Source organism: Kitasatospora sp. NPDC096128, assembly GCF_040303105.1.
In the GTDB taxonomy this organism is placed as follows: Bacteria; Actinomycetota; Actinomycetes; order Streptomycetales; family Streptomycetaceae; genus Kitasatospora.
Map to the genome: position 1 here is coordinate 15,870 of NZ_JBEOSP010000031.1, position 16,072 is coordinate 31,941.

The following is a 16,072-nucleotide window of genomic DNA, read 5'->3' on the forward strand; positions in this document are numbered from 1 at the left end:
TGGTCCAGGTCGGAGAACACGCTGGGCCGGTTGGACCCGCGCACCGGCGAGCCGCTCGGCTCTGTTCGCGCACCCCGGGCGAGCACGAACCACTACTACTACGCGAGCCTGTGGGAGGGCGCGCGCACGCTCTGCGTCCACCCTGAGCTGGAGCGTCGGCCGCTGCGTGTACTGCGCCCCTTCGAGCCCGAGGGGCTCGCGCGGAGCCTGCGCCTGTTTCAGCGCCGGCTCGCCTTCGGCGACCCCAAACCCGTCGCCGCCGACGGCTGGCTCTACGTGCGGGCGCGCGACGGGCAGCCTGCTGACGGCGCCGCCGCACGAGCCGGGATCGCTGCGCCGCTGCCCCGACCTACCGCACCGCCTGCTGCGCCGCCGACGCAGCCTGGACCTGGTGGCCGGAGCGCACCACGCGTACGCGAGCCGCGATGGGGGCCGAACTCCTCGCCCCGCGCGCCGGCCGCGTGCTGTGGCGCGGCCCGGGCGATACCCACCAGCGGCCGGCCCGGCCCGGCGACGGCGTCCTGCTGCGCGGCCGCGGCGGCAGCAGGGACGGTTGGCACAGCATGCTCCGGCTCGTCGACGCCGAGACCGGAGCGAGGGCCGACTGATCGGCGCCGCCGCTGAAGGACTGGGACGTCGACGGGCTGAATGCGATCGGACGCCGCCCGTAGTGCGGGCCGGCGCCGTCGCGGCCCACTTAGGTCAGGAATCTCCGATAGGCCGTGGGCAGCCTGACCCCGTGCTGAGCTTCCGGGATCAGCCTGCTCACCCGGTCCTTGCGCGGATTCGCCCGTCCCCTGGTGAGGCCCCAGACCTCGTGCCCCAGGGAGATGAGATGTCCGGCCACTACGACCCGCCCCGGCCGCTCACCCCGGTTATCGGTACACGCTTGGACATCCGTTCCTCCTGCGCCACTGCTCGCGGGCCGTTCTCGGCACAGCCGGCGAACCAGAGGCACGGCACCGCTACGGAGTCTGCGAGACCTCCGGCCCGGTCTGCTCCCGCCGGGCTGCTTCGGCGAGCTCCGCGACCCGGGCCAGGGTCGGGCAGGCGACGACCTCCCGCAGCCGGGCCGCCAGGCGCGCCTCGCCGTCCAGGCCGGTCACCTCGCGAGCCACGTCGGCCAGCATGGTGATCATGGCTGGGGAGTCGCCGCCGAGGTCGTGGAAGTCGCTGTCCGGGCCCAGTTCCCCGGCCGCCACGCCGAGTACCCGGGCCCAGATCCGCGCGACCTCCCGCTCCACCGGGCCGAGCGCGACGGCCTCCGGCAGGGCGCTCGCCCCCGGCCCGCCGAACGAATCGGGCAGCGCGCCCACGTCGACCTTGCCGTTCACGGTGCGGGGGATCCGGTCGACGAGCGTGAGCACGGCGGGCACCAGGTAGGCGGGCACGCGCGCGAGCAGGTGCCGCTCCAGCTCGGCGGCGCCCGGCGGGCGGGCGTCGGGGCGGGGCAGCACGTAGCCGCACAGCACCTTGCCGTCGCGGCCGGGCCGCTGCCGGGGCACGACCACGGCTGCCGCCACGTCCGGGTGCTCCTCCAGGGTCCGGGCGATCTCAGCGGGCTCGACCCGGTGCCCGTTCACTTTGACCTGGTCGTCGATCCGGCCGAGCAACTCCACTTCCCCGGAGGGCAGTCGGCGGGCGAGGTCGCCGGTGCGGTAGACCCGGGTACCGTCGGCGAGCCGGACGAAGCGCTCCTGGGTGAGGTCCGGGCGGCCGCGGTAGCCGCGGGCCAGCTGGCGCCCGCCGAGGTACAGCTCGCCGGTCGCGCCCGGGGCGGCGAAGCGCCGCTCGGCGTCCAGCAGGTACATCGCGACGCCGTCGCCCGGGAGCCCGACCGGGACGCTCGCGCCGTCATCGTGCGCCTCGTCGAAGACGTGCTGGCTGACGCCGACGGTGGCCTCAGCGGGCCCGTACAGGTTGACGATCCGGCAGTTCGGGCCGAAGCGCTCCAGGGCGCGCAGCGCGAGCGCGCGGGTGAACTGCTCCCCGATCACAAGCAGGGTGCGAACCTGCCCCGGGCCGAGGTCGAGCCGGGTGATCAGGTCGAGGTGGGTCGGGGTGAGCGCGAGCACCGTGGCGCCGGCGGCCAGCACCTCGCGCAGCGACACGTGGGTGAGCTCCTCGCCCATCATGAGCAGGGTGCCGCCGACCAGGAAGGGCAGGATGAGCGATATCTCCGCGACGTCGAAGGAGAGCGAGCACAGCAGCGGGATCCGGGTGCCGTGGTCGATGCCGTGCTCACGGATCGCCCAGGACGCGTAGGCGGCGAGGGCGCCGTGCTCGATCTCCACGCCCTTGGGCTTGCCGGTCGAGCCGGAGGTGTAGACGACGTACGCGAGGTCGGCCGGCTCCGGCCCGCCCGCCGGGAGGTCCTCGGCGGGGCCGTCCAGCAGCTCCTCCAGCAGCAGCCGCGCACAGCCCGGGGGCAGGAAGTCCCTTTGCAGGTAGGGCCGGTGGGTGAGGCAGAGCGGTGCCACGGCGTCGGCGAGCAGCTCGCGGACGCGGGCGTCCGGGTGCTTCGGGTCCATCGGCAGGTAGGCCGCGCCGGCCATCAGGACGCCCCACGCGCCGGCCACGGCGGCGGCCGAGCGGTCGGCGAGCAGGCCGACGACGGTGTCACGGCCGACGCCGCGCTCACGGAGCCCGGCGGCGATCATCCGTGCCCTGCGGTCGAGTTCGGCGTAGCTCACGTCGCCGTCCGGCCCGCTGATCGCCACTGCGGCGGGCCGGGCGGCCACCTGGGCGCGGAAGCGCTCCACCACCGTCCGGGTGTCCCCGGGTCTGTCCGGCGGCGCCGGCCGCCGCAACGTGGCGTACGCACGGGCCTCGGGCGGCGAGAGCGCCTCGCAGAGTCCGTCGAGCAGTTCCTCGGCCCGGGCCGCACACGCGCCGTCGGCCCACCAGGCGAGCGTCAGCTCGGTGCGCCCGTCGTACTCCACCACGCTCAGGCCGGGCGGGCTCGCCGGCTCGCGCGGGCACAGCAGGTACAGTGCCGTCGCCCGGTGGCCGGCAGTGGCGAACTCCCCGGGGTCGATCCGGCCCAGGCTGGTCACCGACGCGACCGAGGCGAACCGGCCTGTGCGACGTGTCCCGTGGTCGAGCCTGCGCACGATCATCCGTAGCAGCCCGAGCGGCGCCCGCAGGATCTCGGGACCCGGGGTGCGGACCACACCCCGGCGCTCCGCCAGCACGCCCAGCAGCTGCCGCTGGGTCTCCTCCCACTCCTGCCCGGCGGGGATGTCGAGACTGACGGTCAGCGCCAGGTTGCCCGTCGAGTCCACGCCGGGGTGGAACTGCCGCAGGTCGACGGGAATCCCGACGGTCGCCACCGGCTCGCCGGAACGCCGGGCCAGCTCGGTGGCCAACCGGGCCGCGACGGCCGGGAAGGTGCCGTCGACCGTCCGGCGCCACCAGCGCTGCCCGTGCGGGCCCGCGCCGCGCGGCACCTCCAGCACCGGGCGCAGCGCGAACTCCCCGTCCACGGCGCCGCCTTGGCGCAGCAGTGGTTCGTCGAGCTCCGTGACGGCGATCGTGGACATGGCGCCGAGCGGCTCCTCGCCGCGCAGCGCCCGGAACACGTCGGCGGCCCAGCGGCGCAGCCCGCGCGCGTCCATCACGGCGTGCGAGGCGCGGAAGACGACGGCCGGGCACGGGCCGTCGACGAGGACGGCCTCGCAGTACGCGCCGCGGGCCGGAAGCGGCCGCTGCAGCTCGGCCGTTCGGCCGATACCGTCCCGGTCGGGGGTGTGGCCGTCAGGCGCCCGGCCCGCCACGAGGCGGACGGGCGGGGCCTGGCGGCCGTCCACCCAGCGCATGCCGCGGCGGGTCAGCCGCGCGCCCGGGCAGACCTCGGAGGCTGCTGCGACTGCCCGACGCAGCTCCTCTTCCGTGGTCTCGCCGACGCCCTCGACGACCAAGCCGAGCACCGGGGACAGCGCCCTCGGGAACCCCGCGTACCAATGCTCCAAGGGCGCGACGGCCCGTTCGAACCGCCCGGCGGCGCCCGGACGCAGCCGAGCCGAACTCCTACTCCCATTCATGTCTGGATCGAACAACCGGTCACCCTGAAAGAACCCCTAGTGTCCTGAGCCGGGCGTGGTGACCTGGTCCGGTCGGAGGCGGCTGCGGCACACGGCTGGTCGGGCAGGCTCGGGTCAGGGCCCACTCCACGGAGGACCTGTCCCCCACCGCGCGGGGCACCGTCCTCGCCCTCTGCCCCGTGCGACGAAACATCCGCGCGCCCGCACCTTTCCGTTATCGGAACCGGTCGTCGGGATCTCCTGAATGACGCGGCCGACCGGCCGCACGAGAGGAGAGCCGGCCGGGATGAACGTCAGCACCGAGCACGAGAAGTCAGCGTCCACGGGGCGGGGGAACCCGTCACAGACCAGCCGCTGGCCGGGACACCGCACCCTCTACATCGGTTCCGTCGCCCTGGCCGCTTGCTCGATCGCCCTGTTCGCCTTGGCCGCCCGCGGGCCGTCGACGCACTCGGAACGCTCCGCCATGGCCGGCATGGACCACGGCACGACGGCGATGCCTGCGGCACCGTCGGATGTGTCCGCCATACCCGCCATGCCCGCCATGCCCGGGATGGCCGGGATGCCTGGGATGGCCGGGATGGCGACCGCCGGAGAAGGGCTCGCCACCGAACGCGACGGCTACCGCCTCGACTCCCCGGCCACCAGCCTCCCCGCCGGAGAAGCGGTGACCTACCCGTTCACCATCACCGGCCCGGACGGACACCCGGTCACCGACTTCGCCGAAGTCCAGACCAGGCAACTGCACTTCTACGCGATCCGCTCGGACCTCACCGGCTACCAGCACGTCCACCCCACCATGACCCCCGACGGCACCTGGACTGCCGGCCTCGCCGCCCTCGAACCGGGCACCTGGCGCCTGTACGCCTCCTTCACCCCGAACACCGGCCCCCGCAAAGGCAATGAGTTCGCCCTAAGCCGCACCGTCACCGTGCCGGGCCAGGCCGGCATCGTGCCACTGCCGGCCGCGACCGACAGCACCACCGCCGACGGCTACACCCTCGCCGTCCAGGGCCCGCTGACCGCGGGAACGCCCGCCCCGCTCACCGTCACCATCAGCAAGGACGGCCGGCCGGTCACCGACCTCCAGCCGTACCTGGGCAGCTATGCCCATCTCAGCATCGTCCACGAAGGCGACCAGGCGCTGGCCCACCTCCACCCCACCACCCCCGCAAACCCGGACCACGGCGGGCTGCCGCTCACCTTCTACGCCCTGCTCGGCGAACCCGGCAACTGGCGGGCCTACCTCCAGTTCCAGACCGCCGGCCGGGTCCACACCGCGGCACTCACACTCCACGTCACCTGACGCACCGGCCGCCGAAGAACACGCGCCGCCGTCGGCCGGCAGTCCTCGACAGCAGCTCGCACCACATCACCGAGACCCGCGCCATCACCCACGGCTACAAGATCTACGTCCCCTGCCTCCGCCGGCGACGTGGAACGCTGCCCATGGTGTCTAAGAGACGACTCGGCCTTAAATCCGACCAGTTCGCTGAATCCCGGAGGGGTGAGTCAACGAACCCGCTGGCCCTGGAGGCAGCAACTGCCAGTTGCCAGCGGGTTCGCCTGGTACTCGAGGATCTGGCGCCTGCAGAAGGCGCCCGTCTGAGCGATGGGAGCTGAACTGCAGCCAGAGTCGCGGGGGACGGCGAACCTGCCAGTCCCGATGAGGACGGTTGAAAAGATCCAAGCCTGCTCTCAATTCCCCAACTCGACGGTCCGCCGGGCGGGTGAACCAGTCCAGCATGACCGCCCGGACACCGCTGAGGCCGCACTTGTTGGCCCACGATGGATCGCGTGACCCCAAAGACACCGTCCGTGACCGCTTCCCGCGCACTGATGCCGGAACCGCCCGACTGGGACTACTGCGGGCGTGGTGCACAGGAGGCGACCGACCCGATCGGCTGCCGCGGCGTACATGTCCCCGGCCACGCCTCCTGCCTGGCCCACCTGGCCGACGACGAGCGGGCCGCCTACTTCGCCGGACTCACACCCGGTGACGACATTGACCATCGCGGCACTCCATTCACCAACTCACTCCTGGGGGCCCTCCTGCGATCCCTGAGTGACCACGCGGGGCGATCCATCCTCGGTAAAGTCCGGTTCATGGGGGCGACGTTCACCGGCGACGCTGTCTTCAAGGGGGTGGCCTTCAACGACGTAGCCGACTTCACGGGGACAACGTTCGGCAAGGCCGACTTCCGTTGGGCGACGTTCAAGGACGACGCCGTCTTCGGGCGGGTGACGTTTGACGGCGTCGCCTCCTTCGAAGAGGCGACGTTCAGCGCCTTGGCCACGTTCAAAGGGACGAGGTTCACCGGAGAGGCGTTGTTCGAGTTTGCCGAATTCACCGGCAATACCCTCTTCGAAGGTGCGGCGTTCACCGACGAAGCTCGGTTCGCCGCGGCGACGTTCACCAGCTACGCCTGGTTCTCGGAGGCGGAATTCGCCAGCGCAGCCTGGTTCGACCGGGCGACGTTCAACGGCCCGGCCGGGTTCGACAGGGCCACGTTCAGCGGCAATGCCGTGTTCGAGCGGGCGAAGTTCAGCGCGTCGGCTGGGTTCGGGGAGGGGAGATTCACTGGCAACGCCGTATTCGACCGGGCGACATTCACTGAGGACGCGGTCTTCGAGCGGGCGACGTTCGATGGCGGGCTCTTCTTTGCCGAGGCACCGTTTCCCCGCAACGTCCGGTTCAGCGAGGCGAGATTCACGTCGCTGCCGTCGTTGGGACCGCTGGTCTGCAGAGAGCAGGTCGATCTGTCCCGCGCGGTCTTCGAGACGCCGGTAACGGTGGAGGCGGCGGCGCGGGAGCTGTGCTGCGAGCGAACACAGTGGAAGTCGACGGCAATTCTACGGCTGCGATACGCGACCGTGGACTTGACCGATGCGGTGCTGTCCTCCCCCGTGGCCGTCAAACCTGTTCAGACCGCCCCGTTCGACACGGCGTCCGGCACACCGATGGACGAGATCATGCTGATCCCCTTGGACCCCAGTGTGCGAGTGGTGTCCGTGCGGGGGTTGGACGCCGCTCACTTGGTCTTGACTGATGTCGACCTGACGGCCTGTCTCTTCTCCGGCGCCTTTCACATGGACCAACTCCGTCTGGAAGGTCGCTGCAGCTTTGCTCCCACCCCCACCGGCGTCCACTGGCGCTGGCACTGGTGCAAGCCGTGGCTCTACTGGTGGAGTCGTCGACGCACTCTGGCCGAGGAACACTACTGGCGTGCCGATCATGCCGGAGCCCGAAACTCGGACCCGCCACGAGGCTGGGCCTCCCGCCCGCCGCGGCCCAGCCGGGTTCGCGACCCTGGACCTGAGAGTCTGGCCGCCACGTACCGGGAACTGCGCAAGGCGTACGAGGACAGCAAGAACGTACCCGGCGCGGCGGACTTCTATTACGGCGAGATGGAAATGCGCCGCCACGATCGAACCGGGACCGCGTTCGCAGAACGCGCCCTCCTAGGGGCGTACTGGCTCCTGTCCGGCTACGGCCTGCGCGCGCTGCGCGCCGTGCTCTGGCTCAGCCTCGCCATGGGCCTCACCGTGTTGGGCCTCATGGCAGGGGGCCTGCCCACCCACGCTCCCCTGCCCAACGCGACGGGCACCCTGGCGGGTAGCACAATCGCCCTCCAGGCGAACCAGCCAGACCTGTCCATCACTGGCGGCCGTTGGACCCTTCAGCGCGCCGGTAGAGCCGCCCAAGTCGCCGTGAATTCCGTTGTCTTCCGCACCTCCGGACAGAATCTCACTCCTGCCGGCACCGCGATCGAGCTGGCCTCGCGGATCACCGAACCCGTCCTGCTTGCTCTCGTCGTCCTCGCCGTACGCGAGCGCGTCAAGCGATAGCGGTCACGGAGCACCACTCCAATACTCAGCGCCGGTATTCAACAGACCGTGAGACCGCCCCACCTCCGACATCGAGGGACACCTCGGTGATGCCTCAGCGTGCTACAGGCGGGGAACTGGGGTGAGCAGATCTGTCCCAGCCCTGAGCACATAGTGGGGGACGATCAGCGCCGTCGGCCGTCACTCAAGGAGCGCGACCCCGCGGAGTTCTTGGCCGACGAAGGGTTCGAAGCGCTCATCGCGCTGAGACCACTCGGGCGTGAGCTCGGACCACTCTCAGCCGACGATGTCCGCCACGGTGTCGTTCGTGTCCCAGCCGATCGAGAGCTCGTCGAGCTTCCAGTGGCAGACCTCCACCTGGATGCCGTCGAAGTCCAGCACCACAGGGCAGTCGGCGAACCAGTCCCCGTCCTCGGCGAAACGCACCACGGCGAAGGCCGTCAAGCGCCTGCCCGCGAGCATCGCCAGCCGTGAGCCGTGCGCCTGCCGAATCGCCTCGAATCCGACCAGGAAGGACGGCTCGAAACCAGAGATCCCCATGTCCACAGCCCGAGTCTCTCGACTGTGGGTCCAATGAGCCGTGTGCATCGTGAAGTAGCAGGTCACGACGCTGGTGTGCGTCGGAGTCGGGGTGCTCACGCTGGTTGTGGGCGGGTGACTTGGGTGTAGATCGTCGGTCAGCGGGCGGCTTCCCGGTTTGTCAGGACCAGCAGGGCCCGCACCAGCGCGGTCGCCCACCTCGGGTCGGTGCGGACCGTGCCGAACACGCGCCAGTTCTTCAGCCGCGCGAAGCCGTGCTCGACCGGCGCCCGGACCGCGGGCCAACGCCTTGTTGGACAGCTTCGGCCCTCGGGCCAAGGGCCGGTTGCGGGCGGCCTTGTAGCCGGTGATCACCGCCGGGTCGGCGTCCGGGTCACTGTCGTCGAGGCCGACGAAGCCCAGGTCAGCGATCGCGACGAGGCCGGCCGCGCGCAGATGGGCGGTCAGTTTGTCCTGGCGGCAGGCGGTGATCTCCGAGGTGCGTCCTGGCCGGACCGCGCTCACCCATGCCAGGCGGCCCTTGTCGTCGGGCACCTACGCACCCGAGCTGAACGCGGTCGAGTACCTGTGGGCCCACGCCAAACGCAGCCTGGCGAACCTCGCCGGCGTTGCCCTTGACCGACTCGAGGCCCTCGTCCGCAAATGTCTCAAGCAACTGCAGTACCGCCCCGACATCCTCGACGGCTTCCTCACCGGAACCGGGCTCTCCCTCGACCTCCCACCGCCATCACCTTGAAGCGCCGAAGTCAGTAGCCGAGCTGCTCCAGGGGCTCCGTCGAGCCCGACGCCCGGGACGCGGATCTCGCCCGCTCGTAAACCCCGTCGCCACAAGCCCGGCCGGTTCAGCGACGTCCGAGGGCGCGCTTGAACAGGCCAGGCTTCTGCGCGGGCGCAGGCGGTGCGGGCAGCGGTGTCCGCTTGACGGCCGGCACCTCGTGGACGAGCTCGGCAACGGAGACCCGCGCATGGGACCACCGGGACTGAGGCGCACGACGAACGGGTAGAACCGACGGCCGCGCCGGCTCCGGCCGGCGCGGCCTGTACCTGCGCGTCCGTCCACGTCCCGCCGCGACGGCGCAGTGGAGCAACGGACCGGGCGGTCGCACTCACCGGCCCCCTGCCCGTGGGCGACCGGCTCAGTACCGCTGGGCCTGGACGACGCGCGAGAGGAGGGCCTGGTCGCGGTCGAGCGGGCTGAAAGCCGTGGGTGTGGCCGTCGCACCGGCCGCGAGGTCCTTGACGTTCAGGAAGGTCGTGTCGACGACCTTCCCGCTCTCGTCTGAGAAGTCCACCCTGATCGCGTACGAGGCCGTGGCACGGGTGCTGTTGACCACCGTCACCAGTGCCGCGTTGAAGCCCGCCGCCTGCGCCTTCGGCAGCCCCGTGATCGTGACGTCCGACGTCGCGTTCCCCGCCCCCTGGGTCTTCTCCAGTACGGCCTTGGCCTCGGCGCGCCCGGCGGCGATCTGCGCCGAGACGGAGGCCTCGAACGAGGACGCCGCCGCCGAGGCCGAGGCCGCAGCGGCCGACACGGACTCCAGCACCGACGCCTTCGCCGAGGCGAGCGCCGAGGGAAGCTGCCCCGAGAAGGAGCTCACCTCCGGCTGTCGTGGACTCGTCGTCGCCGTAGACCCGGACGAGGAGGAGGAGCAGCCGGCAGCCACCAGAACCGCGCACCCGAGTAGGGCAGCTGCCAGCGCCGTGCGCCGGTACGCGCCAGTCGCCGCAGGACGAGCATGAAGCAACCGAGCCATCAGAAACCGCCTCCGTGTCGTCGGCCGAACCATCGGCGGTCCGGGCCTGCTCTTCAACCATCGACGCCGCGGCTCCGGACCTTGCGCGGCCCGGGGCGTATTCACCCGGTTCGCAGACACCGACGCGGGCGGCCAGCGGCCCAGGACACGCGCCGAGCCGCGGGGCCCGCCCGCACGGCCTCCGTTGGCAGCGTGGTCGACGGCGGTCAACCGGCCGCCGCCGCAACGACCGGAGCGGTGGCGCAGCAGGTAGCGACATGAGCTGCCCGACGACCTGACGGACGGCCGGTCACGACACGTGCTTCACCAGGTCAACAACGGCATTGGGTGCCCGGCGGGAAGTGGCAGACCGTGATTTCCAGGCCGCTCTCCAGGGCGAAGGCGGCCAGGTGCTTCTTCCAGGTCCATCGGCGGGGATCGTTGGAACCGCCGGCGTCGGCGGTGATCAGCAGCCGGGTGGCGTTCGGGTGATGTACCCGTCCGCGCCGCTGCCACCAGCGGCGTATCGACTCGACCGCGAACTCGGCGGTGTCGTGGCCGGTCCCGACGTTGACCCAGCCGGTGTTGGTGGCGATGCCGTGGATTCCGTACAGGATGGCGACGGGCTAGCCGCTGGTGGTGAAGCTGTGGCAGTCGACCTTGATCGGATTCTTGCCCGGTCCCAAGGTGCGGCCGGGCCGGTCGCGGCTGCCGAGCCATTCCTTGGCCTAAGTGTCGACGCTGATCACCGGCTGCCGGTCGTCGAGGAAGGCCGTGGCCGTGGCGTTGAGGTGGGTGAACCGGGCGTCGCTACCGGGATGTCCGGCGCCCTCGGTGGACTTGACGGTGCCCTGCAGGCTGTGGCCCAAGCCGTACAGCAGGCGCCCGACGGTTGCGGCACTGACCCAATGGCCCTGAGACGTGAGGGTCGCGGCCGGTGCCCGCAGCGACAGGGACTCTCACTGGAGTACCAGTACTCCAGTGAGGTTTCGTGATCTATGTGGATGAGGGAGCCGAAGGCTACCGCTGGTACTGATTGCGACGTCGCTCCGAGCTGTTCGTAAGCGGGTCGGGCGAGGCGTTCCGCGGAACGACGGGGGCCGTATCGGACCTTCAGCCCCCCCAGAGACTGTTGGGTAAATTTTCGAGAGGGCCGCTGGGGCCGGCTCTCTCGGCAGATACGGTGTGCCCCATGGGAGTTTACGACGAAGCACTCACGATGATCACTACCTGGATCGAGACCAACATGGGTCTCCCGGCAGACACGGTTTCTCCCGATGCCAGGCTCGCTCATCTCGGCTTCGACTACTTGTTGGGCGAGGAACTCAGCACCGCGATCGAGATGAAGTTCGGTGTCGATGTGCTGGACACGATGATTGAAGAAGGCGCCACCGTGGGCCAGCTCGCCAAGGCTGCCGCGAGCGCGTCCTAGTGTCCTACGCCGGGAATTCGTTCAAGATATGAGACGAGTCGTTCGAGGATCTCATCGGCGGTCTTGGTCCAGGTGAACGGGCGGGGGTCCTCGTTCCAGGTCTTGATCCAGGCTCGAATGTCCTTCTCCAGGGAACTTCTTGAACTCGGCCGCGCGGTGCCGACGGTGGAGGGAGCCGATGACCTCGCCGCTGGCCACGTCGAAGGCGGCGAACAGAGTGGTGACGCCGTTGCGCAGGTAGTCGTGAGTGCGGCGAATCTGGCATGCCCGGCATCATCGGCAGCACCGGGGCGTAGCCGGACGGCTCGGGCAGCAGCGGCCCGGCGTCGTCACGGTCGGCACGCTGCGCCCGACCGGGGTCAACTTCGTCACCCTCGCCACGGGTGCCGCCCTGGTCCTCGCCCTGCTCAACTTCCTTCCCGCGATGGCCCTCGGCCCGCTGGTGGAAGGCCTCATGTAACCCGCGAGCGAACGCCTGCGTACCGGACCGTTCCCCGGTCCGGCGCGCAGGCGTTTCCCCGTCCGCACAAGGAGTCCCTCATGCGCCCCGCCCTGTTCACGCCCTTGCGTGCGCTGTTCACCCCGACCCGCCAGCGGCCCGCGCTGTTCGGCTCCCCCTGGCACCGGGAGCGGCTGCGGACCAACCTGTGGCTGGTGCCCACCGCCGTCACCCTGGCCGGCACGCTGCTGTTCGCCGTCACCGTCGTCGTCGACCGCGCCGCCTACGACGGCCGGCTGTCACTCGCCGACTGGGTGCTCAGCGGCACCGCGGACGTGGCCTGGCAGATCCTCACCACCATGGCGGCCGCCATCATCACCGTGGTCGGCCTGGTCTTCTCGATCACGATCGTGGCACTGACCCTCGCCTCCAGCCAGTTCGGGCCGCGCATGCTGCGGACCTTCATCCGTGACCTCGGCACCCAGGTCACCCTCGGCACCTTCATGGCGACCTTCTTCTACACCGTCCTGCTGACAGGGAATCCCGCGGCTTTCGCCTGGCCGCCGGAATGTCCGGGCTGAAACCGGGGCGGCGTTCAGCGTCCCTTCGTGCAGCGGCTGTCACAGTGGGTGCGTGCTCATTCGTCGTCTTCGTGCGGTGGTTCTTCCGGCCGCCGCCGCTCTCGCCGTGTCCACCGTCCTCGGCTGCGATCCGACCGCTCACACGGACGGGCACGGGACCGGGGAGGTGGTGGTTCGCGTCAACCAGGGCGGCTACGGCGCTGGTGAGAGCAAAGCCGCCACGGCAATGGGTCCCGACGACCGGTTGACGCACGCGGATTTCGCGGTGCTCGACGATCAGGACCACACCGTTCTGACCGGGCACGTCGGTCCCCGCACCGGGAGTTGGAACGAGCGTTTCGCCTCGGTGCACACGATGGACCTGTCCGCGCTCACCGCACCCGGCACCTACCACCTGGCCCTCACCGGCACCGTGAGCGGCACCTCGCCCCGCTTCAGGGTGGCCCCGGCCCGCGAGCTGATGGCCCCCCTGGTCGAGCAGAACGTGCGGTTCTTCCAGGCGCAGCGCGACGGTGCGGAGGTCTCGGAGGACATCCTGCAGCGCCGGCCGTCCCACCTGAGCGACCGGCAGGCAAGCGTGTACGCCACGCCTCGCTTCAGCACCGACGGCACCAGGCTGAAGTCCCCGCCGACCGGGGCGGCGATCTTGTCGACGCCGGTCAGGGCGGTGAGCGTGGTCACCGGGGTGCTGCTGTCGGTGGTGGTGCCGTTGCCGAGCTGGCCCTTGTCGTTCAGGCCCCAGGACTCGACGGTGCCGTTGGCGAGCAGGGTGAGCCCGAAGCCGGAGCCGGCCGAACCGCCCGTACCGCCGGCGGCGACGGAGTTGAGCTCGGCGCCCGACAAACCCACGACGGAGGTCGGGGTGAGCCGCTGGGTCTTGGTACCGTCGCCCAGCTGCCCGCTGGTGTTCAGTCCCCAGGAGCGCAGCCGCAGGTCGTACGCGGAGGCGGCGGAGGTGGGCAGCGCGATGGAGCCCAGCAGGGTCAGGCTCGCGACCAGCGCGGGCAGCCTCTCCGCCATGCTCCTCGCCGAACTGGGCTATCCCGACACCCGGATCCGCAAGCCCCACGTCTCCAGGGTCCTGACCAAACTCAGCCTCTGCGACCGGTTCAATCGGTCGCCCACACCCACGCCCACGCGAATCGCGACTCGCCGCCATGAACATCCGGATGCGGGGACAGAATCGGCTGTCGCATCTCCTGCCATGGCCGCGTACGAGCGGTTTGCGCTCCGTCCGGGCAGGTCAGCGGTGCTCGGGGTTCTCGAAGTCGAAGCGGCAGCCGGCGTCCCACTCCGAGCGCTGGTTGCCGTGCGCCGGGATGCCGCCGGCGTCCTTGAGCATCCGGGCCAGGTGGAGCTGGTTCCAGGTCATGAAGGTGGTGTTGCGGTTGGTGAAGTCGTTCTGCGGGCCGCCGGAGCCCGGGTCCAGGTAGGACGGCCCGGGGCCGGCCTCGCCGACCCAGCCGGCGTCCGCCTGCGGCGGGATGGTGTAGCCGAGGTGCTGGAGGCTGTAGAGCACGTTCATCGCGCAGTGCTTGGCGCCGTCCTCGTTGCCGGTGATCAGGCAGCCGCCGACCCGGCCGTAGTAGGCGTACTGGCCTTCGGAGTTGAGGATCGAGGAGCAGGCGTAGAGGCGCTCGATGACCTTCTTCATCACGGAGGAGTTGTCGCCGAGCCAGATCGGCCCGGCCAGGGTGAGGATGTCGGCGGCCATCACCTGGGAGTAGATCACCGGCCACTCGTCGGTCTCCCAGCCGTGCTCGGTCATGTCCGGCCAGACGCCCGTCGCGATGTCGAGGTCCACCGCCCGCAGGACATCGACGGTGACGCCCTGGCGTTCCAGGATGCCGGTGCTGACGTCGATCAGGCCCTGGGTGTGGCTGCGTTCCGGGGAGCGCTTGAGGGTGCAGTTGATCACCAGCGCGCGCAGGTCGGCGTACGAGGTCGTCGGGTCCGGCACGGGGGTCTCCTTCGGGCGGCGGGGAGGCCGGGCGGGTGGCAGGCTCCGGGCACAGCTCACCAGGCCGGTTCGCGGAGCGCGCGCGGTGCTGGGCCGGTCGCCTGACGGGCGGCTCTTCCGCCCCTGTTCGGCCGAGCCCGTTCAGGCGAATTCGCGTCTCGGAACCGGTACCTGCCCGAGGCCCTTTCGCTGTGGAGCGCTCTTTGCGGCCTCACAATCGGGCGGTGAGCTCCCGGTCCCCTGGTTCAGTCCAGGGAGGGCCAGTCGAGGAAGCGGCGCAGCAGCGCCCGGTCGCCCTCCACCCGCAGGCTCTCCCCCGGGAGGCGGGCGTACAGGGCGAGTAGCAGGTCGCTCGCCGGAGCATGCAGGGCGGCGTCGGTGGTCGCCCCGTTGTCGACCGGGCGGGCGCCCCTGTGGCCGAGTTCCAGCACCCAGGACGGCCCCTCGGCGGCGTGCAGCCCGACCCGGGCGGCGGGGTGCGGCCAGGCGCCGCTGGACCCGTGGGTCACCGCGATGAACTCGGCGATGCCGTCAATGGCCACCGCGGCGGGGACCGGCTGCGGACCGCCGACCGCCAGCTGGGCGTCGAAGGCGTGCACGGCGGCCTCGTGGACCTGGTGGCGGGCCACCGCGGCCGCCGTCCGGGGCGCCGCGCTGGGCTCCCACCAGGCCCAGCACCCGGTATCCGGGCCGGACTTGCGCAGGGCGGCGACCAGGGCGCCGGTGGCCTCGGTCAGCCGCGCCGGCGGCGCGGAGTCCGCGGGCGGCTCCGCGCCCGATCCGGCGGTCACCGCGACGGACCAGAAGTGCTGGACCTCGGTGAGGTGTTCGACCAGCTGCCGCAGTGACCAGTCCGGGCAGCCGGGCACTGGGACGTCGGGATCCGGCGTTCCGGCGACCGCCTCGCCCAGCGCTGCCGAGCGCTCCTCGATCAGGGCCAACAGGTCTTCGAAGGAGGGTGTTTGAGTCACCGACCCGTTCTACCAGACCCGGCGCAACCCGGCGGCGGCCCGCCCCAGCCACAGGCCCGTCAGACCCTGCAGCGCAGCGAGCAGCAGCGTCACGGCGATCAGCAGCCAGCCCAGCGCCGGCAGTCCGGCCAGCGCCGCCGTGGTGCGCGCGGTGCCGACCACCGGCTCGCCCGCCGCCGCCCGCAGGAGCAGCGGCAGGGCCCAGCCCGCCGTGGTGGCGAGGAGGGTGATCAGCAGCGCGGTCCGCAACCGGGTCCGCACCGGGCTCCCCCGCCAGGCGGTGACCAGCCCCAGCCCGAGGCCGACGACGAACGGTGCGAACCACCACTGGGCCTCGGTCGCGAGGGCCACCGGCGCGAAGCCGCCGACGGTGAGCGCCGCGTACCGGCGCCACCGCCCACCGGGACGGTCCCGCCCGGGCTCCGCGGCCGGTCGCGCAGCACTGACCGTCGGGTCCGTCGGGTCCGTCGGGTCCGTCGGGTCCGTCGGGTCCGTCGGGTCCGTCCGATCGGCTCGGCGCACGT

At 71.2% G+C, this 16,072-nt stretch carries 13 protein-coding genes and 4 pseudogenes; 8 read left to right on the plus strand and 9 right to left on the minus strand.

The window, feature by feature from the left end; all coding sequences use genetic code 11:
- Nucleotides 1-425 precede the first annotated feature (425 nt).
- The gene (locus ABTY61_RS29035; RefSeq protein WP_350508063.1) at nt 426-608 is read left to right on the plus strand and encodes a hypothetical protein; all 183 of its coding nucleotides are present in this window, start codon (nt 426-428) and stop codon (nt 606-608) included.
- A 357-nt stretch (nt 609-965) separates the two neighbouring features.
- Here ABTY61_RS29035 and ABTY61_RS29040 read toward each other — a convergent pair whose 3' ends face one another.
- Nucleotides 966-3,971, minus strand: coding sequence for an amino acid adenylation domain-containing protein (locus ABTY61_RS29040; protein WP_350508064.1), 3,006 nt, complete (start codon nt 3,969-3,971; stop codon nt 966-968).
- A gap of 358 nt (nt 3,972-4,329) precedes the next feature.
- On the opposite strand from ABTY61_RS29040, the gene ABTY61_RS29045 reads away from it, so the two are divergent.
- Nucleotides 4,330-5,349, plus strand: a complete 1,020-nt coding sequence (locus ABTY61_RS29045) for a DUF8832 domain-containing protein (protein WP_350508065.1) — start codon at nt 4,330-4,332, stop codon at nt 5,347-5,349.
- A 512-nt stretch (nt 5,350-5,861) separates the two neighbouring features.
- Nucleotides 5,862-7,892 carry a pentapeptide repeat-containing protein gene (locus tag ABTY61_RS29050; protein WP_350508066.1) on the plus strand — a complete coding sequence of 677 codons (2,031 nt, stop codon included), beginning with the start codon at nt 5,862-5,864 and terminating at the stop codon, nt 7,890-7,892.
- A 276-nt stretch (nt 7,893-8,168) separates the two neighbouring features.
- On the opposite strand, the gene ABTY61_RS29055 is transcribed toward ABTY61_RS29050, so the two are convergent.
- Complete coding sequence (locus ABTY61_RS29055) at nt 8,169-8,966, minus strand: hypothetical protein (protein ID WP_350508067.1); 798 nt, start codon at nt 8,964-8,966, stop codon at nt 8,169-8,171.
- 1 nt (nt 8,967) lies between these two features.
- Between ABTY61_RS29055 and ABTY61_RS29060 the strand changes: the two are divergent.
- A pseudogene (locus tag ABTY61_RS29060) lies at nt 8,968-9,168 on the plus strand (IS630 family transposase); the annotation flags it as partial.
- Between the two features lie 400 nt (nt 9,169-9,568).
- On the opposite strand, the gene ABTY61_RS29065 reads toward ABTY61_RS29060, so the two are convergent.
- Nucleotides 9,569-10,030, minus strand: a complete 462-nt coding sequence (locus tag ABTY61_RS29065; RefSeq protein ID WP_350508069.1) for a hypothetical protein — start codon at nt 10,028-10,030, stop codon at nt 9,569-9,571.
- Nucleotides 10,031-10,512: 482 nt separating this feature from the next.
- Nucleotides 10,513-11,121 (minus strand): annotated as a pseudogene (locus tag ABTY61_RS29070) (ISAzo13 family transposase); the annotation flags it as partial.
- Nucleotides 11,122-11,357: 236 nt separating this feature from the next.
- Between ABTY61_RS29070 and ABTY61_RS29075 the strand changes: the two are divergent.
- On the plus strand, nt 11,358-11,597 hold the full coding sequence (locus ABTY61_RS29075) for an acyl carrier protein (RefSeq protein WP_350508070.1): 240 nt from the start codon (nt 11,358-11,360) through the stop codon (nt 11,595-11,597).
- A gap of 96 nt (nt 11,598-11,693) precedes the next feature.
- On the opposite strand, the pseudogene ABTY61_RS29080 reads toward ABTY61_RS29075, so the two are convergent.
- Nucleotides 11,694-11,886 (minus strand): annotated as a pseudogene (locus ABTY61_RS29080) (IS630 family transposase); the annotation flags it as partial.
- Between ABTY61_RS29080 and ABTY61_RS29085 the strand changes: the two are divergent.
- From ABTY61_RS29085 to ABTY61_RS29095, 3 genes and pseudogenes are all read left to right on the plus strand, one after another.
- On the plus strand, nt 11,854-12,057 hold the full coding sequence (locus tag ABTY61_RS29085; RefSeq protein ID WP_350508125.1) for a potassium-transporting ATPase subunit KdpA: 204 nt from the start codon (nt 11,854-11,856) through the stop codon (nt 12,055-12,057). The pseudogene ABTY61_RS29080 and the gene ABTY61_RS29085 overlap by 33 nt on opposite strands.
- An 80-nt stretch (nt 12,058-12,137) precedes the next feature.
- Nucleotides 12,138-12,617: a DUF2254 family protein gene (locus ABTY61_RS29090; protein ID WP_350508071.1), complete on the plus strand. Its 480-nt coding sequence runs from the start codon at nt 12,138-12,140 to the stop codon at nt 12,615-12,617.
- Between the two features lie 226 nt (nt 12,618-12,843).
- Nucleotides 12,844-12,969, plus strand: a pseudogene (locus tag ABTY61_RS29095) (hypothetical protein); the annotation flags it as partial.
- A gap of 35 nt (nt 12,970-13,004) precedes the next feature.
- Here ABTY61_RS29095 and ABTY61_RS29100 read toward each other — a convergent pair.
- From ABTY61_RS29100 to ABTY61_RS29115, 4 genes are all read right to left on the minus strand, one after another.
- Nucleotides 13,005-13,637, minus strand: a complete 633-nt coding sequence (locus tag ABTY61_RS29100; RefSeq protein ID WP_350508072.1) for an RCC1 domain-containing protein — start codon at nt 13,635-13,637, stop codon at nt 13,005-13,007.
- Nucleotides 13,638-13,860: 223 nt separating this feature from the next.
- On the minus strand, nt 13,861-14,577 hold the full coding sequence (locus ABTY61_RS29105) for a flavodoxin family protein (RefSeq protein ID WP_350508073.1): 717 nt from the start codon (nt 14,575-14,577) through the stop codon (nt 13,861-13,863).
- Nucleotides 14,578-14,822: 245 nt separating this feature from the next.
- The gene (locus ABTY61_RS29110) at nt 14,823-15,548 is read right to left on the minus strand and encodes a maleylpyruvate isomerase family mycothiol-dependent enzyme (protein ID WP_350508074.1); all 726 of its coding nucleotides are present in this window, start codon (nt 15,546-15,548) and stop codon (nt 14,823-14,825) included.
- A gap of 9 nt (nt 15,549-15,557) precedes the next feature.
- Nucleotides 15,558-16,070 (minus strand): hypothetical protein, encoded by a 513-nt coding sequence (locus ABTY61_RS29115; protein ID WP_350508075.1) that lies wholly within the window; start codon nt 16,068-16,070, stop codon nt 15,558-15,560.
- Nucleotides 16,071-16,072 lie beyond the last annotated feature (2 nt).